The following is a 26,161-nucleotide window of genomic DNA, read 5'->3' on the forward strand; positions in this document are numbered from 1 at the left end:
AATCAGGTGCCCAACTATATATATTATAGATCAGGCACCTTAAAGATCACGAAAGAGTCTTAAATTGAAATTTTAATATTTATAAATACGTAAAACCATTAACGAGTACTTCTGATGCTTGTCCATCCGGATTAATGATTCGAACTGGAACTGGGCCTGCTACAGTCGAGGCAGGGACTCTGATCCGAAGTTCAGTGGAGCTTAAATACGTAGCCGCAACCTCTACACCATTTATCTCTACTTTTGCTCCGCTTTGAATATTGGTCCCATTAACGGTTATAATATATCCTCCATTAATACTTCCTGAGTTCGGAGTTAATTTTGTTACTGTAGGAGCAGGCTTAGGTGCAGGTACTGTATATACATATCCACCGCTTAATATTGCTGATTGTTGCCCATCAGGATTAACCACAGTGACATCTACTGCTGCTGCAGTTGCCCAAGCAGGAACTCTGATCCGCAGCTCTCTCGCACTCAAATAGGTCGTAGGCACATTTTGATCGTTAAAATACACTTTTGCACCATTTCTAAAGTTGCTTCCACTTACTGTAACTAATCCTCCTCCAGAATTTAGTCCAGTATTTGGTGATAGACTTGTGATTACTGGAGGCGGATCTTGAATAAACGTAAATCCATCCGTTAATTCCACCGTCTGTCCATCAGGATTGATAACCTTCACTGTTACAGTTTCAGGATGAGGCCAAATCGGTGTAGCCACACGTAACTGAGTTTTACTCACGAACGTAGCTGCTAGTTCCGTATTTCCGAAAGCAACTCTTGCACCACTTATAAAGTTATCCCCTGTTATTGTTACTACACTGCTTGTAGATGCAAGTGTCGTATTCGGCGATATCACTGTTAAAGTTGGCGCCGGTGGTGGGGGCGGACTTACATAACTAAAACCACCTATCAGTGTTGCTGATTTGCCGTCAGGGTTCTCAACCCTTACATTCACTGCTTCCTCAACAGACCATGCTGGTGTCTTTATTCTCAGTTGTGATGAACTGAGATAAGTAGCAGCGATCTCTGTATCGTTAAAAAATACCTTTGCTCCACTTTGAAAATTCTGTCCTGAAACGGTTATGATTGCACCTGCTCCAGGAAGTTGTAATGAATTTGGAGACACTGAAGTAACAACTGGATCAGGTTTTGGAGGTGGTGCTATAAACGTAAAAGCATCATCCAAAGTAGCTGTTTGTCCATCCGCTAAAACAACAGTTACTTTCACAGTTGCCGGTGTATCCCATGCCGATGTTTTTATTCGTAGTTCGGAAGAAGACAATAATGTCGATGCAATAATAGTATCATCAAACTTTACGACAGAATTCGCAGTAAAGTTACTGCCTTTAATCGTAACAACCGTTCCCCCTGCTTGCGGCCCACTATTCGGGGTTACTCCAGTAATAGTTGGCGCTGGTGGTGGAGGCGGCGTTTCAAAAGTAAAAGCTCCCGCTAATAGTGCGGATTGACCATCGGGATTTAGGACTTTAACATCTACTGTTTCACTACTACTCCATGCTGGAGTACTGATGCGAAGCTCATTTGCAGAAACAAATGTACTGCCAACTTCCTGATCAGCTAAGAAAACTTTAGAGTTATTCTTAAAGTTAGTACCCGTAAGTCTAACCGTTGTTCCGCCACCTATAGGCCCGGAGTTTGGTGATACTGCAGTTAATGTCGGTCCAGGTAGTGGGATATACTTATATCCATCTACAAGTTCAGCTGATTGATTATCCGGATTTGTAATTTTTACAGTAACCGATTCTGCTGTTGGCCATGCTGGTACCTTGAGCCGAATTTCTGAGCTACTTACGAATGTATACACTAATCCCTGATCATCAAAGAATAAATTTAACCCATTTACAAAATTTGCACCGTAAATTGTAACAACATTGCCTCCTGTAACAGATCCTGATGAAGGAGTAATGCTTGTAATTAGAGGGGCAGGTGGCTTAGGAAGCGGCAAATATTCGAACGCATCTGATAAACTCAGCCTTACTCCTGTAGAAGTTTCGATACTTACATCAACGTTTTCCGGTGAAGCCCATACTGGCGATTTCACAATAATTTTACTTGCAGTAACTGACTCTGTTGGTACTTCCTGATCATCAAAATAAACTTTTACATCACTCGGAAAATTCGTACCATTTAAGGTTACTGTTGTCCCCCCGCTTATTAACCCAGATGTTGGCGAAATCGATATAAAAGTTGGATCAGGAGGTGCCAAGTATTGAAAGACGTCTTTCATTTCTAGCTCTTTAGCATCTGGATTAACAATCTTCAAAGAGACCATTTCCGGTTGAGTCCACGAAGGGGTTTTGACACGAATCTCACTGGAACTTACATAAGTATATGCATTAAGTTCCTGCCCTCCCCAAAATACTTTCGCTCCTGACTTAATATAATTCCCCTTGATAATAACTATAGTTCCACCAGCCATAGGGCCTGAAGAAGGGGTTACTGATGTAATAACAGGAGTCGGATCCTCATAAGTATAACCTTTAGTAAGCGTAGCGCTCTGCCCATTTGGATTTACTACTTTCACATCAACCGTGTCAGCTTTAGACCATACTGGAGTAATTAACGAAAGCTCTTGGCTGGAAACAAATATCGAGTTGACTAAAGTTGAATTAAAGTAAACTTTAGCACCGTCAACAAATCGCTCACCTGACAATCTCACCTGTTCTCCACCAGTTCTAGCTCCTACAGAAGGGTCAACTGTTAAAATCTCAGGGCCTTGAATGTATGTAAATGCATCTGCTGCTGTCACTGTAGTGCCATCTGGATTGTTAACAGTTACATCAACCGTTTTAGCCGTAGTACCAGCTGGGGTAGTGACTTCAAGTTGTGTCTTTCCAGCCTTCGTAACGGAGGCTGGTTTTCCGTCTATTAATACTTGAGCCCCTGTAATGAAGTAATTCCCGTTGATAACAACCTTAGTTCCTCCCTCAAGAGGCCCTTCGTTCGGTGTTATTGTTGTAATTTCAGGCGTCGCATAGTACCGGTAGTCCGCAGTCGCAAACTGACCATCGTCATTAGTTACTTTAATTTGAACAGTTCCTTGCACACCAGCAGGCGCTGTTACAATTAATTGATTTGCACTTACATAATTTACGGATGTTAATTTAATATTGCCAAAGTGAACTACTGGATTCGGCCTGAAGTGGTCACCATTGATAATAACCTCTTCCCCACCTTGAATTTGGCCATTATCTTTGTCGACTGATGTAATGATAGGAGCATAATGTTTTACTTTGACTGTGGGCTGTGTTACAGTATATTGACGTTGCGCCCCCAAATAGTTCTTATATTCAACATTTATTTTTTGGTCTCCAGCAGGTAAGTTCCCTACTGCCGCACCTTGTTTATGCCGGATCTTGTACTTAAAAGTAAGCAGCTCATTTTTTAATTCAAGAAAATTCCAAGAAATGGAGTTTCCAGAAATGGTCGGTTGTGGTATATTGTCCTTGTAAGATTCTGGCACAATTTCAAACTCTGGAGAAATATAGTCCGTAACTCTTACATCATATGCACTTGCAATACCTATTTCCTGAACAATGGCCGCATAAATTTCAGCGAGCCCCACGGATCCAAGCACAAAGTGATGGTGGTGTGCGGTAGTAGCCATATCCATCATCAATTTATTTGGTCCGCTAGTTACTGGGTTTTCATTAGGTAGCAACAATGCAATCGTATAGAATACGATGCCTGCCTCCTTCGCTTCCCTTGCTTTCTCCATCGCAAATCCATATGGATTTGAGTCAGGAACTGTTGCATCTCCATCCGTCATGAGAATAATAACTGGCTGTGCATCTTCTCTATGATCCCGCAACATTTCCATCGCTTTGTCAATAGCAGCCCCTGTTGCTGTGCTACCACTGGCTTGAATTGTGTTGATGTAATTTTTGGCTGCTGTCTTATCCGTGGTAAGAGAGAATGCGCTTGCCGATGTGCTATAATCTACAATTCCGACGCGATGCTTCGTCAGATCCATTAAATCAATAAATCCTTTAGCCGCATCTTTGGCGTTTCTCATCTTGTCTTCGCCGTTATTTGGCCCGTAGGTTGGAGCCATACTGCCTGACTTATCAATAATTAGAATAACATCGTTAGGCTTAACGACGTTCTGATCTGGTGTTCCTTGAACATTAATAGTTACTTCCGTTTCTCCTCCCACAAATATTTCAGTAGGATTCAATGACTTTGTAACTTGCACATTTTCGCTCCCGGAAGCCGCATAAACTGCCTGCAGGCCAGGAAATTGTGCGAAAATTAACATAAAAGCCAGAAAAATCAATAACCCAGACTTCCTTTTCATAGAAACCTCCCAATTTACTAATTTTTAAAATCTACAAAAAAAGCGCCGACATTATAGTTACTTGATTTGCCATAATGGTCATTAGCGCGCTTTTTTCTTTCAAAAAGGTCAATTTCCTCGTTTAAACTACTCTTTTCCTCTAAAATGACATGGATGATTTGCTCATGTAAAATCCGAACTTCTGATAAAAGAATTAGATCAGATTCACTTAATTGCATTTCACTAATTTTTTCAAATAGTGTCGTTATATCCGCTTCATATATCTGATACTGATCAAAGCTCGGATTGTCCATTACTTTGCGATATAGGTTAAGAAGCTGCACAACTGGAGTTACTATATGCTTTTCTTCTTCATGCATGTACTTGTGTGCCGCCAGTCTTTAGAGATAACAAGGCTTGCTTCCATGTTGTTGCTAAATCTCGGGCGAACTCTATTGTGTCATTTAACATGGCCTCGTCCTTTTTGATTATAAACTCAGCAATGTGCTGACTATAGAATTCATATAACCTTCGCAAGTCTTTGGCAATATCATATTCCATGTTTAAAGTCACGATCAGCTCGCTTAATATCAAGCGAACTTTATGCAAGGGTGCATTCATGTCTTCAAACTGATCTTGAGAATATAACTTTTTAGCTAGAAGCAATGATTTGACCATCTCTTGGTACAAGAGCAAGGTTAATTCTCCAGGGCTCGCTGTCTCCACTTGAACTTTCAAATATTGCTGTTGTTGTGCGTAGTGCATAGTTTCCTCTCTCCATCAGTCATTTTATTGGTAGTGTAATATTATTCCGGGGTCACTGACCTAATTGTGAAAATAACCATGAACTTTGACTGTTCATTTTCTGCAGCGCAGCTTCCATTGCAGCAAATCTTTTGTAATAACGGGTTTCGATATCTTCTAACTTTCTCTTCCAATTGGATTCTTGCTCGGATAGAGCCTTTAGTTGTTTACCAATGACGCTATCATCCATAGCCTCCAGCGATCCAGAACCCATTTTCTTTTTAAACTTCTCCATTTGCACATTAGCTATATTATACAGCCGATCGGCGATGCCTATATTGCTTTTTCCTGCAGGAGGATCTTCATCCGATGCTCTGACAAACAGTTGCTTCACTTCATCAAATCGCGTATTAATTGCTTCCTGAAGTTTGGCCTCATCAATCTGAAGCTTCCCATTTTCTTTATAATCCGTCATGACTGTTATACCGATGCTGGACAACATTTGTATTTGATCACTTGGAACATTCAAGGGGGTATTCAGAGCACTTCTCATCGATGACAGTGTATCTCTAAGAATGCTATCATTATACAGTGTGCCTTGCCTTGCTCGTTTTTCCCACTGAGTAATCTGACTCTCGCTCATAGCCTCTTTCTGTTCGGAGGTGAGCGGTTCATACTCACGGCTGCGACGGGTATTTGCAGTTGTAGAATAGAGATCAATCAAAGAATTGTATTGTGTCACGAAATCCTTGATTTTATCAACGATTCCACTTCGATCGGTTACAACGCCTATTGAGGCCTCTCCCTGGCTGCGTAGAGTAACTTGAACTCCATTGATGGACACACTATTAGAAGCCGATTTAATGGCAGTGGTTGAACCATTCACATAATATTCCGCGTCCGAGCCGACAGCACTTGATTGAGAAAGATTAAGAAAACTCATAAAGTCGCCAAGACTAGTGTCGCTCGGATTACTTGGATCCAAACTTGCTATATTAACTTCCGAATTATCTCCCATCTGCGAGGAACTCAAGTAAAGAACACCGCTAGCTTTATCAAAATTAGCTTTGACACCAGTCTGAGAAGCTTTACTGTTAATATCCTTTACAATTGACTCTACTGTTGAAACGCCTGCAGTAAATGCCACCGTAGCCTTTCCATTAATAGAAATTGCTCCACTCTCACTGATCGTTTGGGTAGCAGAAGCGATCGGATTACTTACAATAGTCGCCGAGGTAGCTAGCTTTCCTACTCTAACAGAGCTAATTCCTGCAGAAGTCCCGCTTGATGCTACTTCAATAACCGAAGTATTAGAAGAGGTAGCTGTAGTTTTTTCAAAATTACTTTCGAAACGCAAATTGTTAATTGAATTCCGAAAAGACAAGAGCGCGGTATTCATCGCCTGATAATCTTCTCTCTGCCAAATCGTGAACTGCTTGCTTTTTAAAACTTTATCAAGTGGAACTCTTTCTGCCTGCATTAGCTTTGTAATAAGGCTATCGGTATCTAATGTCCCACTAAAACCAGTAATCCGGATCGGGCTGTTAATTGCCATCATGTACCTCCTTTGCATTTGTTCATTTACAATTTTTCATCCACGAAGAGACCAACTCTTCTTGTAATGTTATACAGCATATCGAGCATTTTCTCGCTTGGAATTTCACGAATTATTTCATTCGTCTCATCCTGCATCACAAGAACCATAATCGTATTTGTCTTATCATGAACCTTCACTTGGATATGAGTCCCGAGCTCTTCAAGTTTCTTATTCATCATGTCAACAAGTTCAGGAATCGTCTTATCTGGATTGTTTTTTCGCTTATCTGTATTCACTTCCAACGAAGCTTCGTTAGCAAGATTATTGAACCATGGCAGCAAGGACGAATACGAAGAGTTTGAAGAAGGGTCTATCCTCATCACTCTCCCCCCTTTCGCCTATTCAAAGGCCAGATATTAAAAAAGCCGACCGGTTCCCCGGCCGGCTATAAATCAAATTAACGAAGCAATTGCAGAACGCCTTGCGGCTGTTGGTTCGCTTGAGCCAACATTGCAGTTGCAGCTTGTTGAAGAATGTTGTTCTTCGTGAATTCAGACATTTCTTTCGCCATGTCAACGTCACGAATACGGGATTCAGCTGCTTGCAAGTTCTCGGAAGTAGTTCCAAGGTTGTTGATTGTGTGTTCCAAACGGTTTTGAACAGCACCGAGGTCAGAACGCATTGCAGATACACTATTGATCGCTGCTTGAACCAAGCTCAAGTTAGCAGCTGCAACAGAGTTCATGCCACCAGTTGCAGATGCAAGAGCCTGCAAACCTGTATTGTCAAATTGGACACTCAATTGTGTAGCAGTAGCTTTGGAAAGTGACAATTGAATTGTCTCTCCACCGTTAGCACCAACTTGGAATAATACGCCAGTTGTATCGCCATTAAGCAATTTTTTAGTGTTGAATTGAGTTTGTTCTGCAATGGAACCGATTTGCGCTGAAAGTTGTTTAACTTCAGAGTCAATCTTAGCAGCATCTTGAGTTGTCAACACTTCGTTCGCACCTTGTACGTACAGTTCAGCCATACGTTGCAGCATAGCATGAGTTTCGTTCAAAGCACCCTCAGCAGTTTGAATCAAGGAAATGCCGTCCAAAGCGTTCTTGGAAGCTTGCTCCAAGCCACGGATTTGGTTACGCATTTTCTCAGAGATTGCCAGACCAGCAGCATCGTCAGCAGCGCGGTTGATGCGGTAGCCGGAAGACAATTTCTCAAGGGATTTACCTTGTTGAGTGTTGTTGAACGTCAATTGACGTTGAGTGTTGTAAGAGCTGATATTGTGGTTAATACGCATAATAAGTTTCCTCCTTGGAATGTTTTGGTGATTAGCATCCATGCTTCACCCGTATGTGGACAGATCATGGAATGCGGCCGTCAATGCCATGACAATTGTCCCATGATATATATATCGGCTGACTTGGGCTATTGTTTATAGTAATTGCAACATTTTTATAATTTTTTTTAATTTTTCTTATATGGACTCACATTACGTAGAAGTTCCTGAACATTGTCAGATTGCAGGACAGCTTCTTTATTTTGCTCTTGGATAGCATCGTAAATTTCTTCCCTATAAATACTCACATCAGCCGGTGCTTCAATCCCGATCCTCACCTGATCTCCGCTAACTTCAACCACAGAGATGACAATGTTATGATCTATGATAATCTTCTGCCCCTTATTTCTCGACAGTATCAGCATGGCGTCCCTCCTGATCTTCAACTTTGTTCAGCGGATGTCGGGTTTCATACTCAGACTGCTCAAGTATAATTTGAGCAGCTTTTCTCGATTTAGGATTCATAATGATCGGCGCCTTCAAGTTTAAGGTAATATCGGAAGGAGATCTTACAGTGACTACAGATCGAACGATGACCTCATCTTCCTTTTCAATTTGCAAAATATCGCGCCAACGCTGTTCAAGCGTAAATTCATATTCCGGATAGAACATGAATGGATCGGTTAATACAAAAGTTAAATTTTCCTCATCCAAGGACTGAATAAATTCAAATGGGCTATCCTCTTGTGCAATTCCCACAAAATTTTTATACTCTTCAAACCCTAAAATCGGAACCAAAAAATCCCATGTAGTATCAGGATAAACTTCAATTTTTCCAAACCTTGCTGTTTGTACAATCACAGGGAATACCTCCTTCAATTCAAAAAAAATAGCTATATGAAATTCCTTCATTATAGCTATTTTACTGGATTAATCAGACAACCTCATCCAAATGCCGGTTCGTTGCCGTCATAAATATAAAATTTTTCTGTATTAAATAAGGATTAACCTTGCCCGGATAATAATCCACTACAGGCTTGCGAATAACGGGATCTGCACTTACTCCGCCAGGCAAATAGTTCATGTTTAAAGATCCGGGAGTAAATGTAACGTCCACGTTATCGTAGTCTGGCGGCCCCATAAATTGAATCGGCCGATCTTTCAATGCATTTTGTCTCGCGATTTCGGCAAATGCATTCCCGGGTTGATGAAAGGCCATCATCCGGTCGCCAGCTTGGGCAATTTCCGCGATGTTCTGCATGGAGGATTCTAGCGAACTTTGAGATACACGGTCAGTAAATTCGTCAAACTTCGCTTTGCCTAAAGCGGACCAGGCCTTCCTTGCATCAATTTCGAGTGTAGGCCTGGATCGCTCCATCTCTAATTTCCCTGGCTCTTGATGCAAATTTAACGATGGCCTTGGCTGCTCAATACTCCATTGACCTTTCGTTGTTTCTAAGGCCAGCCTACTGAAGCCCTGTTGAATCTGTATGCGAGGAACTTGCAATCAAACCCCTCCTATCGCAGGAAATCCAACAAACTTGGGCGAATAATGCGTGCCATGGTATCAAGCGAAGCTTGATAGATACTTTCTGCCGTCTTGAGCTCAGTTATAACTGCTGGCATATCCGCATCTTCGGTTAAGGATTGCAGGGATACATAATTCAAATTCAAGTCATTTAAGCGACTCATAGAAAACTCAAGACGATTCTGTTTACCGCCGAGTTCTGCCTGCGCAGTAATCACTCTTTCTAAATTCTCCTGCAAGGCTGGAATAGCATTTTGGATTGCTGTAGTTCCCGCTGGACTAGTATCATTTAGGGCATTTTTAAAATCATCTAGTACTTTAAATAAGCCTGTGTTATCCCCATAAGCTCCAAATACTTTATCGCCTAACATATTTACCGGTATATAAATTCCCGCACCGATTTGATATTGAACCACGCCTTCGTCCAAACTATAAGCCATATTCGCCGGATCGTTTGGATAAGGAGCTTCATTTACCCTTTGCCCGTTAAAAATGTATTTTCCCTTAAATTGCGAGTTGCCTAATGAAACTAGCTGTTGATAAAGTTGATCTACTTCTTGCTTAATATTATTCCTTGCATCAGCCGGAACAGTATCGGTTCCAGCTTGAACGGCCAGCTCTGCCAGCCGCTGAATGATATTCGTTGTTTCCATCAGGACGCTATCCGTAAATTGCATCCACGAATTCGCATCTTCCACATTTTCCTCAAATTGAGTAGTGGAGCTAATCTCGCCACGGTATTGCAGCGCACTTGCAACGCCAGCCGGGTCATCGGACGGCCGGTTTAGCCGCCGGTTGGTCATCATCTGTTCCTGGTATTTGTCCAGTCGTTTGAAGTTATTTTGCAGATTGCTCATCATCGATCGACTCATCATAGACTGAGTGATACGCATGTACTCATCTCCTATCTACCGACAATCCCGGTGCCGTTAATCAATTTATCGAGCATTTCATCTATCGTCGTCATCACGCGGGCAGAAGCACTATAGGCATGCTGGAACCTGATCATATCCGCCATTTCCTCATCCAGTGAGACGCTGCTTACGGCTTGACGTAGTCTATCCGCATGGTCAGACAATAAAGTACCGTTCTGCACCATCCGATAGGCGTCATCTGAATCTGTACCTAGTTGAGCAATGACGGATTGTAGATAACCAGCGAAGGTTCCTTCGTTCGTAATTGCACCATTCTGCCCGCGATAATCAAACTTGCCCTCTGCTAGCGAAGCGATCAATAATGCCAGATCCCCATTACCCTGCAGAACCTTCTCTGTAGTAACCCCATTCTGGGTGACCTGCTCAGTTCGCATGGCAGCCGCGATATTAGCCAGATTGTCAACGATTTCTGGGTTAACACGAATGTTGGCTGCCGTAATTGTCCCCCCTCCAGCGGCAACGAAAAAGTCCTTGCCCGCCGTCGCCGGCTCCTGAAGGGTATAACCAAGCTTATGCAACCCATTCAAGCCGTCTACGGTATGCTTAGTATCCTGAGCGAGTTTTCTTGGATTCGTTGGATCCATCACCGCACCAGGAATGGTGACTCCCGGAGGCAAAATCGATCCCGCAGGCAAAGTCACCTCAATTTTTCCCGTGGCTAGCGTATTCGCCATCACGTTCATCTGAGTAATATAGTTCTGGATATGAACGTCGCGGGATTCCACATAACCGGCAATTTCCCCTCTTGTAAGAGCGTTAACGTTAGCCAAAGTAAACTCCGTAGGCGGCTGAATACCGTCCACGACCATGACATCGCCAAAAATCACCTGGTAGTTGTCATCCGTCTCTATTACTTGCAGGTTCCCCAGCGTGGACAACTGGTCGATGAGCAAGTCCCGTTGGTCGCGCAAGTCATTAGCGTTATCGCCAAGCCCTTCCACGCGGTTAATCATGATCGTCAAATCCGAGATTTGCTGCACCGTATTGTTCACTTCAGCCACCTTGACATTAATCCGCTGAGTCAGGTTGTTTTGCAGCGTGTCGAGCTGAGAGGCAATATGATTAAACGTTTCCGTAAGAGCGATCGCTTTCTGCTGAACTACCGTTCTGGCAGACAGGTCAGTGCTGCTCGGATTTTTGCTAAGCTGCTGCCAAGCATTCCAGAATTCCGAAATACTTGTGGCAATGCTATTCTCCGAAGGTTCGTTAAAAATACCCTCAACGTTGGATAACGTCTCTTGCTTCACAATCCAGGTCGACAGATCAGAGTTTTGATTCCGGTATTCGATATCCAGCAGGAAATCGCGAATCCGTTTAATGCTAGTAACTTCGACGCCCATCCCGAGCTGGTTCGGGTTCGTCGAACGGGTCATCCCTGGAAATTCAATCGGTCTTGCCGCTGCCATCTTGGCTACTTGACGAGAATAACCCGGCGCGTTAGCGTTCGTAATATTATGTCCCGTCGTGGCCAAGGCTGTTTGCTGCGCAACGACCCCTCGCTTACCAACTTCAAGTGTATGAAAAGTAGATCTCATTGTCGTCATTTCACTCCTATCCTTTTAGGCTCTCGTATCAAAGAAACTGCGTGGCTTCTGCGCAGCATGCTGCTTCGAAGGATCGCGGTACATCATTTCATCCTCCGGCTCGCTTACAAACAAGTTGAGGCTGTAATCTATAAATGTTAAGGACTGTTCGACCAGTTCCTTGTTTATCCCGTTCAAGCGCTTTAGCTCTCTTAGCGTATCCGACAGCTGGGCCTGAGCGGCCAGCAGCTGCTGCTTCTCCGTAACATCGAATACAAGACGAGTCATTTCGGTAATCGTTAATTTAAGCTGAGAACGAATCCCCTTTTCCTGCAAAAACTGCAGGGCGGCTTGTTCGCGCAGCTCGTCAAGCTCCACGGTTTGTTTGAGCAGACGAGCCTCTTGGTTCATCAGCTTTGTCAAAAGAGCAATATCGTTATCCATAATGGCCTGCTGCTTTTCCTTGCCTAATTCAATGATCTTCCGATACATGTCATCCGTCTGATGCAAAACATCGATTACGTTCTGTACGCTCACTTGGAATCCCCCGGATCAACAAATGAATTGAAGTAAGGCGCCAATTTCTCCGCCAGCTTGTTGGCTTCAACATGATACGTCCCCGTGGATACCGCCTTCTTTAACTCAGCAATTCGCTCCATCCGCTTAGGGTCTTGAACTTGATTGTGCTCTTCAAGCATGATTCTGGCCTCCGAGGAAATCGATAGCTGATCCCTTTGCTTCTTCTTATCTACTGAAGTATCCCGATTCTCAACGTTGCGTTGATACGGATTGACCCCGTTAATTCGACCTGTCTCATTGATTTTCAAATTCATTCACCTCGTTTCAAATAAAAAAAACCGATAATCTTTACTAAGTTTATCGGCGTAGGTTTAAACATTGTTAATAGCGAAGTTTAGGAATTTCAATAATAATATAGGTTATTTTGGCATTATTGATTACGGAATTTGTCGACCGCGCCATAAGCCCCGCTGTGGTTACGATCATCATGAGCTTGTTTAGCCCCGCCCTCTTCCCTGACGGCGGCAGTCAAATCACGCGTCAGACGGGTACGGCACGAATCACACATATTATTCTCACGAATAAGAACACCACAGACCTCACAAGGGTACATCATATTCGGGTTATTGGCTACAGTGATCCGTCCCTCTTTAATGAACTTTGTAATCTGTTTGACGGAGACGCCTGTCGCCTCATGAACCTCCTGGATCGTAGCCAGTTTCTCTTGACGCAAATATTCAAGACATTTCTCATACTCTTTCTCGATATCTTTAATGCAGGATGGACAGATGTCCCTAAAATTATTGGCGAACAGTTTGCCGCAGCGCGGACAATTTCCCAAATTCATAACCATTCCCCCTACTTGTCCAATCGTAAAGCTGTTTAAAATAGATTACCTTATTTCAGGGGTGTTCGTCCATAATTTCCTACAAAAATACTGAATTTTTCTATATTTAAGATCTTGCCCAGGTCAAACTGTAAATTTCGCCGCTTGCCCCCAGCTCTGTGCAAATGTTTTGCAGCACGGCAGCGCAGGCATTGATCGTGCTCCCCGTCGTATAGACATCATCCACGAGCAGCAAACGAATGGCTTCGCCATGTTCAGAAAAAGTCCCGTCAGAGCGTACCGCCACAGCTGCCAGCCGTTCAGAGGCATCGGGTAAAGCTTGAAAAACACCTTGCATATTTTTAAGCCTTTCATGTCTGCTCTTGAAGCTTTGCTTGTCGGTATGCCGGGTCCGCGTCAACAAGTTTAACAAAGGCAGACTGCGTCCGTTACGCCCTCTCGCCAAAGCTGCTCCCCTAGCCAACTTTTCGGCCTGATTGAATCCGCGTTCCACCCACCTTGCTTCGCTCAAAGGCACAAACGTAACCGCATCGAAAAAAGTTTTCTGAAGTCCCAACTCATTTTTCATTTGCTCTACAGCCCGTCCCATCATGCGCGCGAGAACCTCACCATAGGCCTCATGTCCGCGGTATTTATACTGAGCCAGCCATTGACGCATCGAAGCGTTATAGGCTACACTGCTCCGGTTGATGACAAAACAACGCGGCGTTCCTCCCGTCCGGCTGCAATCAGGACACCCGACATGGCGCCCGCAAACCAGGCAGCGGGGCTGCATAATCCAAGGGATGCTCGAATAGCAGGACAGGCACAATTCGGGATAACCGGGAATCTGTGCGGATATCTTGCTGCCGCAAGCCAAACAGAGGCTTCCTGTCTGACTCAGCAATCGATGGATTGGTTTCAGCATGCCTGAGAACAATCGCCCCAGATGTTCTGAATATAAGCAAGAGGAGTCCTTGGCTATATTCCCAGCAAGTTTCATACTCATCCTCCTTTCCTTAACATCGCATTACTTTGGCTCCAATTTTACAGCTGTCCAAATTAAGTTTCATTTCGATAGCCCTACCTTGATTGACCTGCCTTCGAATCAGCTTGCCGCAAAAAACCCTTTTTAAGCGCAATTTTGTTCATCGTCTTGATCTGCTTCACGGCTCCACGCTGAGACTTTGTCCACTCCGGGGAGGCGAAGACGACAATACCCGCAGGGTCATCTTTGGAACGGCCGGCTCGACCGGCCATTTGCACGAGGGAAGCTTCGTCAAACAGCTCGCTGTCGGCATCCAAAATATATACATCGCTTTTCGGCACGGTCACGCCTCGCTCCAGAATGGTTGTCGTTACGAGGATGCGAACTTCGCCCGAGCGGAAGTTGAGCACTTTATCGGAGCGCTGCTCGTCCTGGGAGGAAGTTCCCTCTATTGAAAGAGCAGAAAACCTGCGCCGCAGCATAGCAACAAAAGGATCAATATGCCTGATGCGCGATACGAACATAAAAATTTGCGCCCCTCGCCGAATCGACTCGTTTAGGGGCTGCAGCAGCGAGCCCGGCAGCCGCTGACGCCGTACAGCCTCCGCTACGCTGCTCATGGCGACGCGCCGCGGCACAGGCAGAGGATAACCGTGAAATCTTGCCGGAACCTTTGCGTGCGGCAGCCTCCCTTGGCGGATCTCGCGCTGTAAAGATAAAGGGGGCGTGGCCGATAAATAGATGAAGCGCCCGCCGGGTTTGCAGGAAGCCTCTGCCGCAAAAGCCAGCATGGGATCGTTATGATAGGGAAAGGCATCCAGCTCGTCGATAATGACAAGATCGAACGCCTCATGGAACCTTAGCAGCTGATGGGTCGTGGCCAGATAGAGCCGCGCCCGCTCCCAGCGCTGGACGCTGCCTCCGTAGAGAACTGCCGCCGGTTCATCGGGAAAGGCTTTTGCGATCCGGGGAGCCAGCTCCAGAACAACGTCCCGTCTTGGCGTAGCTACCAGCACCGTCCCACCGCGATCAAGCGCATATTGAATCAGGGGGAAAATCATTTCCGTCTTTCCCGCTCCTGTCACGGCCCAGAGCAGAAAGCGCGGAATTCGCGCATGCGCCGCGGCCTTGGCGGCCGGAAGGCCGCCGCCATGCGGCGCAGCGTTGCGCGGCAGCGGCACCCGCATGCCGCCGTGCCCGCCCGCTTCCTGCGGCTCCGCCAGGAAGCGCAGCGCCTCCCCCGCAGCTGCGCGCTGCGCGGGCTAAGCCCCCACCGGTCCAGCAAGGACCCGGTGGGGGCCCTGCCGTGCCGCCACCGCTGCCGGGTGGGCCCGGCGGCGGCACGGCGCAGGCGCTGCCGCGAAGCAGCAGCGCACAAGAGCGGCTGCGCCCCAGCGCGAGGCAGGCCTCGCAGTAGGCGCAGCTGCTCAGGCCGCACGACCCGCAGGGCGTGCGGCGAAGGCCTCGCTGCCGCAGCGGCGGCAGCGGGGAGGCCGTGCCCGGCCGCGCAGCGGGCACGGCTGCGGCGGGCGGTGGCCGGGGCCACGCCCGCGGTGAGCTGTACGCGCCCCTGCAGGTGCGCGTACTGGGCGGCGGAGCGCCACGCCGGCGCCAGCTCCGGCAGGCGCTCCGCCAGGAGCTGCTGCAGCTCCGCGGCCAGCAGCGACCGCCCCGTCAGCGCGTCTACTAACCACGACGCGCTCCCTGCAACCACCCGCAACTCCAAACCGCATCTATCCAATCCACCTCTGTCTAAATGCACACCCTGTTCGGCTGTTGGCCTCCCAGCCTGTTCCGCTTTCAATTCTCCCCACGGGCTCATTCTCTCTTCCATTTCCCTTTGTATAGCTCGTCCTTCCCGCGTCATCCCCTTCTCCCTTGTCCATATAAGCCGCGCTGACCTAACCTTTCAAGAAGAAACTTATCACGCGCCAATTCAGCCTTAAATCGCCGTGCCAGTTCTTCTTGCAAATATACATTCCACTCCCGCGCACCCCACTCATCCATACGAGCATGGTGCATAAATCCATCCCGCAGGCCTACAGCCAAGCCTAAGGGCAGCTCAGCAGCCAGAAGTAAGAGAAACTTCGTCTCCCTGGCCCCAGGCGCCCGTCCAGCTAACCCCGTGCCGTTTTCCCAGCCGCCTTCTACCCTTGTGTATTGCTGACCAATCCCACTCCGCCCCTCGCCTCTCCAACTCACATTCACCCGCCCATCCTGCGTCCACCATGCCAGATCAATGCCAAAATCCAGGCTGACTTTTACCTCCCATTCTGATTGACATCTGACTGCGTACAAACAGACTTTCAACCGATCCCTCCTTTTGCTATATAAGCATTGAATCTTCATTTCAAGACAACCTTGCAGTCTACTAAAATAAACAAACATCGATAGAAGTCATTTACCGAAAGGACAGCCCTCCCCGCGAAAATAACCCTTGTCCCAAGATTTTTAAAATATCCGCGCTGAGGCAAGCCCTTTTCGGGCCAGCCCGGCCTATCACTAGCCTTTAATACATTCTGCTATTTCTAAAAAAGGAAAAAAGAACCTTTTGAAGAAGATGCTGCACGATACTTTGGCGCTTAATCAAAATGACCTGGGTTGCTCTAGTACAACTACTAACGGAATTAAATGTATCTCATGTATCTAGTTCGTTTTTATACGAGAACTTAGGTGAACTAACTGTATTTCTGCAGTTAGAATAAAAAGTGGACATCTCTTAATGCAAAAATAGATAATGAGTCTAATAAGATGAAGAGGTGTCGAAATGAGTGAGACGAGACAACGGTATAACGAAACATTTAAACGTGAAGCCGTAAAGTATGTGCAAGAACAAACCAAGTCACTCGAGGAGATCGCAAACGAGTTAAACATTAATCCCGGTACATTACGAAACTGGGTCGGAAAGTATCGAGAATTTGAAAATGAACCCGTTAACCAAGGCGAAACTCTTCGCCAGCAATCTCAAATGATCGATGAACAACAACGGGAAATCGAAGATCTTAAGGAAGAGATCGCAATCCTAAAAAGGCCATGCACATCTTCAGCAAAGAAAGGAACTAAGGTTCCAATTTATCGAAGATCACCGCTCCGATTTTCGACTGGAGAAGATGTGTAAAGTACTGCAGGTATCTAGGAGCGGTTATTACAAATGGAAAGCAGCCGAGCCTTCCCAAAGAGAGAAGCGCAGACAGAAGCTTTCAGAGCGTATTCAATGGCACTTCTACGACTCGGATGAAACCTATGGCAGTCCTAGGATACACAATGAACTTGTGAAGGAAGGATGGAGCATATCGGAACGTACGGTTGGCCTTATTATGCGAGAGCAAGGACTGCGTTCGTGCATGTCAAGGAAGTTCAGGGTTACCACCACAGACTCTAGTCACGATATGCCGATAGCCGAAAATGTCCTCGAGCAAGATTTTAAAGCTACGAAACCGAATGAAAAATGGGTAGCCGATATCACCTACATTCCTTGCCGTCAAGGAAAACTCTACCTGGCCAGCATCTTAGACTTGTATACGAAACAAATCGTCGGATGGAAATTAAGTGATAGAATGACGTCTAACCTTGTAATGGATGCCCTGAAGCAAGCCTACCTCGCAAAGAAGCCAGGAAAAGGGCTGATCCACCACTCTGACCGTGGTTCCCAGTATGCCTGTAAAGAATACCGCAACCAACTGATGCAATATGGAATGAAGCCAAGCATGAGCCGTAAAGGAAACTGCTATGACAACGCCTGTATCGAGGCTTTCCATAGTATCTTAAAACGCGAGTTGATCTACAGCAAACCTAAGTTCAAAACTAAACAAGAAGCCCAACAAAGGCTTTTTCGATATTTGGAATTCTTCTACAACCGAAAGAGATCTAACAGTACGATTGGATATATGTCACCGGTTCGCTTTGAGCAGCTGTATTACGAAAGGGTTGCTTAGTTTAGCTGTGTCCACTTTTTTGACAGAAGAGCATTCATGCATCAAAATCCTTTTTTTGGGGACTCACCTCCCTTTCAACCGCTTTATAAATACAGGAAATCCAGCTAATTACTCATTTTGCTAAAGAACGGAGTTTTTAAGTGTAACAAATCCAGTTATTTCATCAGTCGGTCGGCTCATCAGTTTGTTCATCAGTTTGTTCATCAGTTTGTTCATCAGTTTGTTCATCAGTTTGTTCATCAGTTTGTTCATCAGTTTGTTCATCAGTTTGTTCATCAGTTTGTTCATCAGTTTGTTCATCAATTGCTTCATCAATTACCATCAGTTAGATAATCAATCAAACCACCCCCAATCTTCATTCGCCGCATCGAATGCTGCGAAAACCTTTCCCACGTTAGCGTCAAACACACCTTATAACAGCACCTTATTTTATCCGTTCCAAGCCAAACGCAAAAAAGCACACCCCTCGGCCATGCCCAAGAGTGTGCTTCACATCTTACGTTTCACCAGCATATTCAATTGACTGCAGTTATGCCTGAACATATGGTATCTTCGCCGCTTCGTGCGGCACCCGGAGATCGATGAATTTCAATTGCTCCCCATCGTTAGGAGATTGGCTCCGGATGATGTCATGTTCATCCTGGATTTCGGCCTCGCCAACTACGGTCAGATTCATTTCATTGGCATACTTCATTCGCTCAATGATCGCCAGCGTGTCATCCTGTGAACCATCGTCCAGTATCGTAACCCGGAGCGACTGTGCTCTCAAGCAGCTGTACCACATAAGCGCCCGCAAATACCACTCCATCTGGTTCTCATGATTATGAGCTACTAGAATATAGTGAACCTGCTTTCGAGAGCTCGTTTCATACTTTAAATACCTGCTGTGAAAAAAATGCACAAGCGCTCCGGCAACGCCATAACTAAACAATATCCAGACCATGTAAGGAATCATGCGACTCAACCTCCCTATGCGACAATATATGCCGCCGGAAGCAGGTCGGTTACTGGGCTTTCATTACATATCCCTGATAAGACGTATGCTTAATATCCATCGTCGCATTCGAATCATGCTGCCTAGCTGTATGTGCAGGCTTAACTGCTGCATTGTATCCTTGTCCAAAAAAGAACAGATGCGACCTCACTTTTCAATTTAAAGTAAATATTGGAAACTAATAAGCGCGAAAGACCCTTGCTGATGTCTTTTACGACGAATAAGCAAGATCCTTCCTTTTATAAAGTTACCCAACCGAATTTGATCGCGTTTATTACGGCTTGCGTTCGATCGTCTACATCCATCTTTTGCAAAATGCTGCTGACATGGTTCTTGACCGTCTTCTCACTGATAAACAAGTGCTCGCCGATCATTTTATTGCTGCGGCCCTCCGCCATCAAACGGAGTACCTCTGCTTCACGTCTTGTGAGCGGGTTGTCGTCACCGGCTACAAATTTCACCCCGGCTTCACGAATGGCGCTGTCTTCCGCAATTGCCCCGGTCTCACTTAAATACTCCATCCGGCGCAGCTGCTGAATCAGTTTGCCCGTCACCTTTGGATGAATAAAGGCATTGCCCTCAGCAACGGTACGAATCGCATTGACAAGCGACTCCGCCTCCATATCCTTCAGCAAATAGCCAGTAGCTCCTTTGCGCAGCGTCTCAAAGACATAACTTTCGTCATCATGTATGGATAGAATAATTACTTTTACCTCAGGAAGGGCATCGCGAAGCTCTGCCGTCGCGTCCACTCCGTTCAATTGCGGCATATTAATGTCCATCAGAACGATTTCGGGAAATAACTGCTGGCATGCTTCTAGAACTTGGGACCCGTCGCCGCATTCGCCAACAACTTCGATATCTTCCTCCATGTTTAAAATCCGTTTAAGCCCCTCGCGAAAAAGTTGATGATCATCAGCCAAGAGAACTTTGATTGTTTGTCTAGTGTTAGAATTAAGATTATCCATCCTGTAACTCCTTCCTCTTCTCTGCGTTTGTCGGGATATGGATGACGATTTTGGTACCCAAATTCGCCGTTGATTCTATTTCCATTCTTCCTTCCAGCAATTCCACCCTTTCCCGCATGCCAATTAATCCAAAATGGGTGTGCTCTTTGTTCTTAAGCTCCAGCTGATCCACCTTGAACCCCAGTCCATTATCTTGAACCATAATTTTAACCATCTGGGCTTGATACGTAATTTCTACGATGACATACGTTGGAAAGGCATGTTTTGCCGCATTGGTGAGCGCTTCCTGGACTAATCTGAATACTGCTGCCTCCATGGCCGAGCTAAGACGGTATTCCTTGCCCCTTGTTTCAAAGGTCGTTCGAATTTTTGTCTTCTCTTCATAGTCATGCACATATTTACGCAATGTCGGTATGAGCCCCAAATCATCCAGCGCCATCGGTCTAAGATTAAAGATGACTTTTCGCATTTCTTCCAAGCTGGAGCGCACTTGTCCCTTTAAATCTATTATTTCGTCCTGGACCATCTTAAATTCCTGCCTAGCTAGCATTCTTTCTACAATTTCCGTCCTAAGCACTAGATTTGCGAGCAGTTGCGCGGGACCGTCATGTATCTCGCGGGAGATTCTCTTGCGCTCCTCTTCCTGGGCCAGTATTATTTTCAAGCCGATGATCTGGCGGTTTTTGGCAGATTCCAGAATCCGAGTAACTTGTCCCAGCTCCCCTGACAAGTATTCTAACACAACTCCCATCTGGGTGCCGATGGTCTCAGCCCGCTCGACGGATTTATCCACGTTGCGAGCCCTCTTTTGCAGTTCATCCCGCCGGGCCTTCAGATACATTTCTTTTTCACGGTAAATAAGCAGGTCGAGCTGCAGCTGTGTCGCCTTCTCGTAAGCCTGCTTGATATCCTCTTCTTTATAGCGCACGAAATCCCGGCTGACTTCCGTCAGCCGGATGCGGGAACGCCGGTAATTTACCTCAAGCTGGTCAACCTTTTCCACGGTTTCCGCCGTTTCCTTCATGACCTGCTGAAGCTCGTTATTCAGCGTTTTCAGCTCATTTCGTGCCGAATCTAATATTTCCAGCATTTGCAGTTTGCTGTTCTCCATAACGCTTATAGCGTTCTTAATGACGCGATCTATAGCATCGGCTTGAAAGTCCAATTACACCTTCTCCATTTCCTTGTGTCCATATATGCCATATTTAATCATATCATGATTCAAGGGTAATGGATTTGGTTTTCTTTTCCCATTTTACATCGATACCAAGTGCTTCCGACACCAATCTCAATGGGACCAAAGTCCTTCCATCTACAATAATCGGTGAAACCGTCGATTGCTTCCTTGTACCGTTCAGTGTAAATTCCTTCTTGCCTACCGTCAGTTCCATGACAGTGCTGCCCGACAGCACGGTAACTTTCTTGGACGTAGCGTTCCATTCCGACTGTCCGCCAAAATGATCGAGCACATATCTAATCGGTACATACGTCGTATCGTTTTGCAGCAGCGGAGCGACGTCGATCCCTTGCTTCTTGCCGTTAACGGTCAGGGATTTCTGGCCTACAGTCATAACTACTTTTGCGCTAGGCAGCCCGGTATCTCCATCCATAACAGGCGAAGTAAATTTAATATTATCAAAAGACACGCTTCCGGTTAAAGCACGCTCATCCTGTCCTTCCTCCAGGTTAACAAGGTATAGCCGCTTCAGCTTGGCCGAAGGCTTCAGACCTGCTGCGCTCAGATCAACCGTCAGTGTCTTCCAGCCCGAGAAATTAAGCGGCTTGGCCAGATCTACGTACACCGCCTTGCCATCCGGATTTGCAAACTCAGCCCGCAGCCAATTCAGGCTGGAATCCCCCAGCACATCTACCGACATTGCCGTCGAGCTGTCAGGAATGCTTCTTCCTGCTGTTCCATTGAATTCCGCATAGGCAAATTTATTGCCTGTCCCGTTCGTTAAGTCATAATCAAGCTTAAGGACTTTGGAGTTCTGGCGTTCTCCCGTTCCTTGTACAACCATAGCCGTTCCTGCCGCTTCGGAAGGAAGTCCTTTAAAGGAAATCGGATACCCCGTGTTCTCAAAGTTCTCCCAAATTTGTTCCTCTGCGGTTGACAGAACGATCGGCGTCGAACTGAATCCATCATATTTCGCCGTAGCATAAGCCACTTTGGCTCCTGCATTGACGGATTGCACCGTCAATACGCCGCCGGATACCGCAGCCTTCATTCCTTTAAACTCCCAGGTCAAGGATTCGGCCGGCACCTCTATGGTTCGCCCATCCTTCAGCTTGGCCTGCATTGGTACGGAGACGCTAGTACCTGCCGCAAGCGGCGCATAGGTTGTCGTTGAAGCGAGACTATCCAAATCGCTGCCGCCTAGGACAGTCACTTTCATGCTTGCCTTCGCATCACCGCTAACCGCTGTAATTTGCGATGTCCCGGGCTTCACACCCTTAAAGCCCGCTCCCGTCCAGCTTACATTGCCGTTATCCGCCTTCCAGGTTGCCTGAATCCCCGAAGCGTCCACCGGGTTATAGTAGGTGTCGTACCCTTTCAGCGAATAGTCCGCCGTCTGTCCAATCAGAAGCGAGGATGCTCCGCTGACTTTAAGCCCCTTCAGAGTTCCTTGGGGCGCCGTAGTATATACGCCCAGCCCGTTGGCCACCGCACGCTGCGAGCCGTCTCCATTGGACGTTGTAAAGGTCAGGGTCACCTCATTTTCAGCCAGCGGACGATCGACCATGGTCGTTGAGCCTCCGCCATCCAGATTGAGTCCCTTCCATATACCGATCGCAGCCATGAACTTCTGCAATTCGGCCAGGGTCATGCCGGAGCTGCTATTGTTCTTCTCCGCAGCGATCAGGTAGGCGTATTTGCCATCCTGGGAATAGCCGATCGCTGTGCGGGCCACCGCGCTGCTGCCGCTAATGCTGGTCACGGAGCGCGTAAAAGAGGATGGTTTCCCCTGTTCTACAAGCAGCGTATGTCCCCCGATCATCATTTTCAGGTCAGCCGGATTCAACTCTTGACCGCTGCTAAGTGAACGAAGCCGGTAGTTGGTATCTAGTTGCTGTCCCACGTACAGGTTGGCGGCCACGAAATCGGCTGCCGTGCCGTGAGCCCGCAATATGTAGCCATCCGAAGGCACCGTGCCTGGTATAGGCGCTTTAATCGATATCTGCTGTACTACCCCGCCTTGGACGAGCACTTCTGTAGGTGTTGTAGAACTGTCTTTAGGGCGATCTTCGGACTTCCAGGCGCTTGTATATATATACATTTTATTCGCGTGGCTGTAGGACTTGTCCGGCTCTGTGATGTACGCTTCCTGATTGATGCCGGATAGCGGAAAGGTCAGACCGCTGTCGGTCATCACACTTCCCTGGAACTCAAACCGGTCGATAATCGGGGTCCCGTCATTCCGTAGGGCAAAGGCATACATCCCCGTCAGCTGCGACGGGCTCGTTACGACCGTTCCTTGGGATACCGCGCCGCCGAGCGCGACGCCCTGCCCTGTAGTCGAGAAGAAATCGCCGTTAACGCCTGCTACCGCGCCAGTCTCCCTAGCCATTCCCTGAACGGACTGCCTGGTCGTTACCTGCCCCCCCTTCCCTGTCATGACATCTAGATGGACGTAAGGATTTGTCAAATCGACTTGAATGACATCGGCGAGCACCTTTACCGATTTGCCGGATCTCGTTGTCGTATATTGATATTTTAATAGCTTGGCGCCAGACGTAATGTATTCTTCACTTAATTTCACCGCCTGCTCTGAAGCCGCATGCGCCGTCGAGGCAGGCCCAAACCACTCTGTCCCAACATTCCACACAGGCTGAATCCATATCATACCGGCCAGCGTAACAAGAATAAGCTTCTTCCCGTTTCTGACAGCAAACCGAACCAACTTCGTGTCTTTACGAACTACCATTGTAATTTATTACTCTCCCATCTGTATGCTTTATGCCAAAAATCGATCCCTATTCTTCCATTCTGGGAATCTAGTACATAAATAATAGACTACTTTTAGACGGAAAAGTTACGCAAAGGTAACAAGTTTATGAATCGGAATATAATTCTGGACGATTAGGAGGAATCGATTGTGTAGGGATGGACGGTGGTGGTTCGACGGTGGGTGGATATTGATGGGTAGGTGTTGAGGGGTTGGTTTAATCGGTTGGTTCGATAGGTTAGTTCGATGGGTTAGTTCGATGGGTTAGTTCGATGGGTTAGTTCGATGGGTTAGTTCGATGGGTTAGTTCGATGGGTTGGTTCGATGGGTTAGTTCGATGGGTTAGTTCAATCGGTTTGCGGGAAGGGGCGATAAGTTGATGTCAGTGGTAGCTTGAGGCTATGGCAACGGCAGAATTGAGGATGCATGGAATGAAGCAGAGCAGGATGAATGAAACGGATAAATTATAATAGAATTATGAAATGCAATAGGTTGAAGTGATTGGAATAAGTCGGATTGGAGTGATGGGGAGGAATTGTAACATCACATGCTGCTGAATGAACGGATATAAGCGATGCGGAACTTATCATATATGATAACAATTGGATTTACTGTATCTATTTTAAAGAAAGTACTCGATGAAAAGAAATTAATTGGATTCATGGTGCTTAAATCAGTTACGACAGTACCTTTTACATTTTTAAGCCATTTTAAATACTCCAAATCCAGCTAAATTCAGCCTACCATGAAATTAAGTTAAATTAATTGCAAGAAATCCATTTAAATTACCGTTATACCGTTCCGTATACCATTATGCCGTTATGCCATTATGCCGTTATGCCGTATGCTGCTATACCCCTATGCCGTTTGTACCGTATGCTGCTATACCCCTATGCCCCTATGCTCATATGCTCATATGCCCCTAAGCTTCTATGCCATCATACCACTCCCCTTTTTAACTAAGCCTCCCATCCCCTGCAGAAAATAATATATTCCATATCTGTACCGCTAGCTAAATGCGGCACATATTCGTATAATGGTGATATACATGACGAAGAACGTCCTGTCCCTTTAAAATGGGCAGGGCGTTTTTGCATGCTTTAGTGTGCATTCTAATATCCATCAAATTTTATCGGGAGGCAGGTAAACATGGAATTCGAAAAAGCCCACGGGCAGTTTATTAACAATCATATTTCGCGCCGTAAAGGAGAACGTAGAGCTCGTCTTGAGAGAGGCCACAGACACGGAGAGACACTCTTCCTGAAAAATGTCTGGTGGCCCCTGTATAGGAACCTCGATTATCTTCATCCCGAGTACGAGGTCCCAGACTGGCGCGGGCGTTCCTACTTCGGTGATTTCGCCTTTTTACCAGGGCATTTAAGATTCATATTTGAAATTAAAGGCTATGGTTCGCATGTTACCGAGATGGATCGGACCAAATACAGTAATGAATTGAATCGCGAACTCTACTTGCAATCACTGGGCTACCGAGTAATATCGCTGGCATACGATGACGTTGCCAATAGGCCCGATATATGCCGCAACTTGCTGCAGTTGCTTTTCAGCCGTTACCTGATACAACAACAGCCTCTTGAGCCAAGCGCTTTGGAAGAAGCAGCAGTTATTCGCCTATGCCTAAGTTCTATCCAGCCCATCCGCCCCAAGCAAGTAGCAGCTCATCTTTGTATCGATCATCGTACGGCAATTCGGATTTTACGTTCACTAACTCAAAAAGGCTGGCTTCGCCCCATTTACTCCGGCGCAGGATTGCGCGTCCATCAGTATGAACTCATTAGAAACGCTTGGGACTTAATAAACTGACTTTATGTTTTACCTGATCTAAGATATCAGCTTGCGGTACGTGTAACCTGCTATTATAACCCGACTCTTATGACCTGCTGACCTGCCCCTTACGACTTACTAATTCTGATGATTCACCTAGTCTTATCATTCACTTAATCTTAATATCACTGACTCCTATGACTTATTGACCTACAACTTACTAACCCTTATAACTTACTGAGCCTTATGAAAAACATGGATCGAACCGACCTGACTCTCTTCCATAGTCGAAATGTTAGATTTAGATGGATTGCCCGTATCTATTTTAGCCTTATACCATGACTTAGATAAAATAGCTG

25 protein-coding genes are annotated in these 26,161 nt (G+C 46.1%); 3 read left to right on the forward strand and 22 right to left on the reverse strand.

Translation table 11 applies throughout. The features are described from left to right. Positions 1 to 79: 79 nt before the first annotated feature. The 17 genes from QNH46_RS22110 to QNH46_RS22190 form a co-directional block, all read right to left on the reverse strand. Complete coding sequence (locus QNH46_RS22110; protein ID WP_283926037.1) at positions 80 to 4,318, reverse strand: choice-of-anchor Z repeating domain-containing protein; 4,239 nt, start codon at positions 4,316 to 4,318, stop codon at positions 80 to 82. Between the two features lie 17 nt (positions 4,319 to 4,335). Next, positions 4,336 to 4,677, reverse strand: coding sequence for a hypothetical protein (locus QNH46_RS22115; RefSeq protein ID WP_283926038.1), 342 nt, complete (start codon positions 4,675 to 4,677; stop codon positions 4,336 to 4,338). Further along, positions 4,670 to 5,062 carry a flagellar export chaperone FliS gene (gene fliS / locus QNH46_RS22120; RefSeq protein ID WP_283926039.1) on the reverse strand — a complete coding sequence of 131 codons (393 nt, stop codon included), beginning with the start codon at positions 5,060 to 5,062 and terminating at the stop codon, positions 4,670 to 4,672. The genes QNH46_RS22115 and fliS overlap by 8 nt, the downstream gene beginning before the upstream one ends. A gap of 52 nt (positions 5,063 to 5,114) precedes the next feature. Next, entirely contained in the window at positions 5,115 to 6,596 is a 1,482-nt protein-coding gene (gene fliD / locus QNH46_RS22125; RefSeq protein WP_283926040.1) for a flagellar filament capping protein FliD, read from the reverse strand. Between the two features lie 26 nt (positions 6,597 to 6,622). Then, entirely contained in the window at positions 6,623 to 6,958 is a 336-nt protein-coding gene (locus QNH46_RS22130) for a flagellar protein FlaG (protein WP_283926041.1), read from the reverse strand. 77 nt (positions 6,959 to 7,035) lie between these two features. Then, entirely contained in the window at positions 7,036 to 7,878 is an 843-nt protein-coding gene (locus QNH46_RS22135) for a flagellin N-terminal helical domain-containing protein (RefSeq protein ID WP_283926042.1), read from the reverse strand. A 167-nt stretch (positions 7,879 to 8,045) separates the two neighbouring features. Next, on the reverse strand, positions 8,046 to 8,282 hold the full coding sequence (gene csrA / locus QNH46_RS22140; RefSeq protein WP_283926043.1) for a carbon storage regulator CsrA: 237 nt from the start codon (positions 8,280 to 8,282) through the stop codon (positions 8,046 to 8,048). Beyond that, the gene (gene fliW, locus QNH46_RS22145; RefSeq protein ID WP_283926044.1) at positions 8,260 to 8,718 is read right to left on the reverse strand and encodes a flagellar assembly protein FliW; all 459 of its coding nucleotides are present in this window, start codon (positions 8,716 to 8,718) and stop codon (positions 8,260 to 8,262) included. The genes csrA and fliW overlap by 23 nt, the downstream gene beginning before the upstream one ends. Before the next feature lie 73 nt (positions 8,719 to 8,791). Continuing rightward, positions 8,792 to 9,364, reverse strand: a complete 573-nt coding sequence (locus QNH46_RS22150; protein WP_283926045.1) for a DUF6470 family protein — start codon at positions 9,362 to 9,364, stop codon at positions 8,792 to 8,794. 11 nt (positions 9,365 to 9,375) lie between these two features. Then, complete coding sequence (gene flgL, locus QNH46_RS22155) at positions 9,376 to 10,278, reverse strand: flagellar hook-associated protein FlgL (RefSeq protein ID WP_283926046.1); 903 nt, start codon at positions 10,276 to 10,278, stop codon at positions 9,376 to 9,378. An 11-nt stretch (positions 10,279 to 10,289) separates the two neighbouring features. Continuing rightward, a complete protein-coding gene (gene flgK, locus QNH46_RS22160) occupies positions 10,290 to 11,855 on the reverse strand; it encodes a flagellar hook-associated protein FlgK (protein ID WP_283926047.1) in 1,566 nt (521 codons plus the stop codon). Positions 11,856 to 11,879: 24 nt separating this feature from the next. Next, entirely contained in the window at positions 11,880 to 12,380 is a 501-nt protein-coding gene (locus QNH46_RS22165; RefSeq protein WP_283926048.1) for a flagellar protein FlgN, read from the reverse strand. Then, positions 12,377 to 12,676: a flagellar biosynthesis anti-sigma factor FlgM gene (gene flgM / locus QNH46_RS22170; RefSeq protein WP_430691855.1), complete on the reverse strand. Its 300-nt coding sequence runs from the start codon at positions 12,674 to 12,676 to the stop codon at positions 12,377 to 12,379. Before flgM ends, QNH46_RS22165 begins: the two co-directional genes overlap by 4 nt. Before the next feature lie 116 nt (positions 12,677 to 12,792). Then, positions 12,793 to 13,209 carry a TIGR03826 family flagellar region protein gene (locus QNH46_RS22175; RefSeq protein ID WP_283926049.1) on the reverse strand — a complete coding sequence of 139 codons (417 nt, stop codon included), beginning with the start codon at positions 13,207 to 13,209 and terminating at the stop codon, positions 12,793 to 12,795. 106 nt (positions 13,210 to 13,315) lie between these two features. Continuing rightward, positions 13,316 to 14,116 (reverse strand): ComFC family protein, encoded by an 801-nt coding sequence (locus tag QNH46_RS22180; protein WP_283926050.1) that lies wholly within the window; start codon positions 14,114 to 14,116, stop codon positions 13,316 to 13,318. 155 nt (positions 14,117 to 14,271) lie between these two features. Continuing rightward, positions 14,272 to 15,363, reverse strand: coding sequence for a helicase-related protein (locus QNH46_RS22185; RefSeq protein WP_283926051.1), 1,092 nt, complete (start codon positions 15,361 to 15,363; stop codon positions 14,272 to 14,274). Positions 15,364 to 16,039: 676 nt separating this feature from the next. After that, entirely contained in the window at positions 16,040 to 16,486 is a 447-nt protein-coding gene (locus QNH46_RS22190; RefSeq protein WP_283926052.1) for a hypothetical protein, read from the reverse strand. Positions 16,487 to 16,943: 457 nt separating this feature from the next. On the opposite strand from QNH46_RS22190, the gene QNH46_RS22195 reads away from it, so the two are divergent. Next, the gene (locus tag QNH46_RS22195; protein ID WP_283926053.1) at positions 16,944 to 17,294 is read left to right on the forward strand and encodes a transposase; all 351 of its coding nucleotides are present in this window, start codon (positions 16,944 to 16,946) and stop codon (positions 17,292 to 17,294) included. After that, positions 17,278 to 18,111 carry an IS3 family transposase gene (locus QNH46_RS22200; RefSeq protein WP_347342996.1) on the forward strand — a complete coding sequence of 278 codons (834 nt, stop codon included), beginning with the start codon at positions 17,278 to 17,280 and terminating at the stop codon, positions 18,109 to 18,111. The genes QNH46_RS22195 and QNH46_RS22200 overlap by 17 nt, the downstream gene beginning before the upstream one ends. Before the next feature lie 163 nt (positions 18,112 to 18,274). Here the strand turns inward: QNH46_RS22200 and QNH46_RS22205 are convergent, their stop codons facing one another. From QNH46_RS22205 to QNH46_RS22225, 5 genes are all read right to left on the reverse strand, one after another. Then, the gene (locus QNH46_RS22205; RefSeq protein ID WP_283926055.1) at positions 18,275 to 18,433 is read right to left on the reverse strand and encodes a hypothetical protein; all 159 of its coding nucleotides are present in this window, start codon (positions 18,431 to 18,433) and stop codon (positions 18,275 to 18,277) included. Positions 18,434 to 18,640: 207 nt separating this feature from the next. Beyond that, a complete protein-coding gene (locus tag QNH46_RS22210; protein WP_283926056.1) occupies positions 18,641 to 19,066 on the reverse strand; it encodes a hypothetical protein in 426 nt (141 codons plus the stop codon). Positions 19,067 to 19,344: 278 nt separating this feature from the next. Continuing rightward, on the reverse strand, positions 19,345 to 20,073 hold the full coding sequence (locus QNH46_RS22215) for a response regulator (RefSeq protein WP_213593633.1): 729 nt from the start codon (positions 20,071 to 20,073) through the stop codon (positions 19,345 to 19,347). Next, on the reverse strand, positions 20,066 to 21,238 hold the full coding sequence (locus QNH46_RS22220; RefSeq protein ID WP_155612515.1) for a sensor histidine kinase: 1,173 nt from the start codon (positions 21,236 to 21,238) through the stop codon (positions 20,066 to 20,068). Before QNH46_RS22220 ends, QNH46_RS22215 begins: the two co-directional genes overlap by 8 nt. Positions 21,239 to 21,287: 49 nt before the next feature. After that, positions 21,288 to 23,999: a stalk domain-containing protein gene (locus tag QNH46_RS22225; protein ID WP_283926057.1), complete on the reverse strand. Its 2,712-nt coding sequence runs from the start codon at positions 23,997 to 23,999 to the stop codon at positions 21,288 to 21,290. Between the two features lie 1,170 nt (positions 24,000 to 25,169). Between QNH46_RS22225 and QNH46_RS22230 the strand changes: the two genes are divergently transcribed. Beyond that, the gene (locus QNH46_RS22230) at positions 25,170 to 25,841 is read left to right on the forward strand and encodes a hypothetical protein (RefSeq protein WP_283926058.1); all 672 of its coding nucleotides are present in this window, start codon (positions 25,170 to 25,172) and stop codon (positions 25,839 to 25,841) included. Positions 25,842 to 26,161: the final 320 nt, after the last annotated feature.

The sequence above is a fragment of the Paenibacillus woosongensis genome (genome assembly GCF_030122845.1).
Lineage (GTDB): Bacteria > Bacillota > Bacilli > Paenibacillales > Paenibacillaceae > Fontibacillus > Fontibacillus woosongensis_A.

Coding starts and splice junctions, on each gene's coding strand:
- QNH46_RS22110 (WP_283926037.1), bottom strand. CDS start 4,318: ATGAAAAGGAAGTCTGGGTTATTGATTTTTCTGGCTTTTATGTTAATT.
- QNH46_RS22115 (WP_283926038.1), bottom strand. CDS start 4,677: ATGCATGAAGAAGAAAAGCATATAGTAACTCCAGTTGTGCAGCTTCTT.
- fliS (WP_283926039.1), bottom strand. CDS start 5,062: ATGCACTACGCACAACAACAGCAATATTTGAAAGTTCAAGTGGAGACA.
- fliD (WP_283926040.1), bottom strand. CDS start 6,596: ATGGCAATTAACAGCCCGATCCGGATTACTGGTTTTAGTGGGACATTA.
- QNH46_RS22130 (WP_283926041.1), bottom strand. CDS start 6,958: ATGAGGATAGACCCTTCTTCAAACTCTTCGTATTCGTCCTTGCTGCCA.
- QNH46_RS22135 (WP_283926042.1), bottom strand. CDS start 7,878: ATGCGTATTAACCACAATATCAGCTCTTACAACACTCAACGTCAATTG.
- csrA (WP_283926043.1), bottom strand. CDS start 8,282: ATGCTGATACTGTCGAGAAATAAGGGGCAGAAGATTATCATAGATCAT.
- flgL (WP_283926046.1), bottom strand. CDS start 10,278: ATGCGTATCACTCAGTCTATGATGAGTCGATCGATGATGAGCAATCTG.
- flgK (WP_283926047.1), bottom strand. CDS start 11,855: ATGAGATCTACTTTTCATACACTTGAAGTTGGTAAGCGAGGGGTCGTT.
- flgM (WP_430691855.1), bottom strand. CDS start 12,676: ATGAATTTGAAAATCAATGAGACAGGTCGAATTAACGGGGTCAATCCG.
- QNH46_RS22175 (WP_283926049.1), bottom strand. CDS start 13,209: ATGAATTTGGGAAATTGTCCGCGCTGCGGCAAACTGTTCGCCAATAAT.
- QNH46_RS22180 (WP_283926050.1), bottom strand. CDS start 14,116: ATGCTGAAACCAATCCATCGATTGCTGAGTCAGACAGGAAGCCTCTGT.
- QNH46_RS22185 (WP_283926051.1), bottom strand. CDS start 15,363: ATGCGGGTGCCGCTGCCGCGCAACGCTGCGCCGCATGGCGGCGGCCTT.
- QNH46_RS22195 (WP_283926053.1), top strand. CDS start 16,944: ATGAGTGAGACGAGACAACGGTATAACGAAACATTTAAACGTGAAGCC.
- QNH46_RS22205 (WP_283926055.1), bottom strand. CDS start 18,433: ATGGTAATTGATGAAGCAATTGATGAACAAACTGATGAACAAACTGAT.
- QNH46_RS22210 (WP_283926056.1), bottom strand. CDS start 19,066: ATGATTCCTTACATGGTCTGGATATTGTTTAGTTATGGCGTTGCCGGA.
- QNH46_RS22215 (WP_213593633.1), bottom strand. CDS start 20,073: ATGGATAATCTTAATTCTAACACTAGACAAACAATCAAAGTTCTCTTG.
- QNH46_RS22225 (WP_283926057.1), bottom strand. CDS start 23,999: ATGGTAGTTCGTAAAGACACGAAGTTGGTTCGGTTTGCTGTCAGAAAC.
- QNH46_RS22230 (WP_283926058.1), top strand. CDS start 25,170: ATGGAATTCGAAAAAGCCCACGGGCAGTTTATTAACAATCATATTTCG.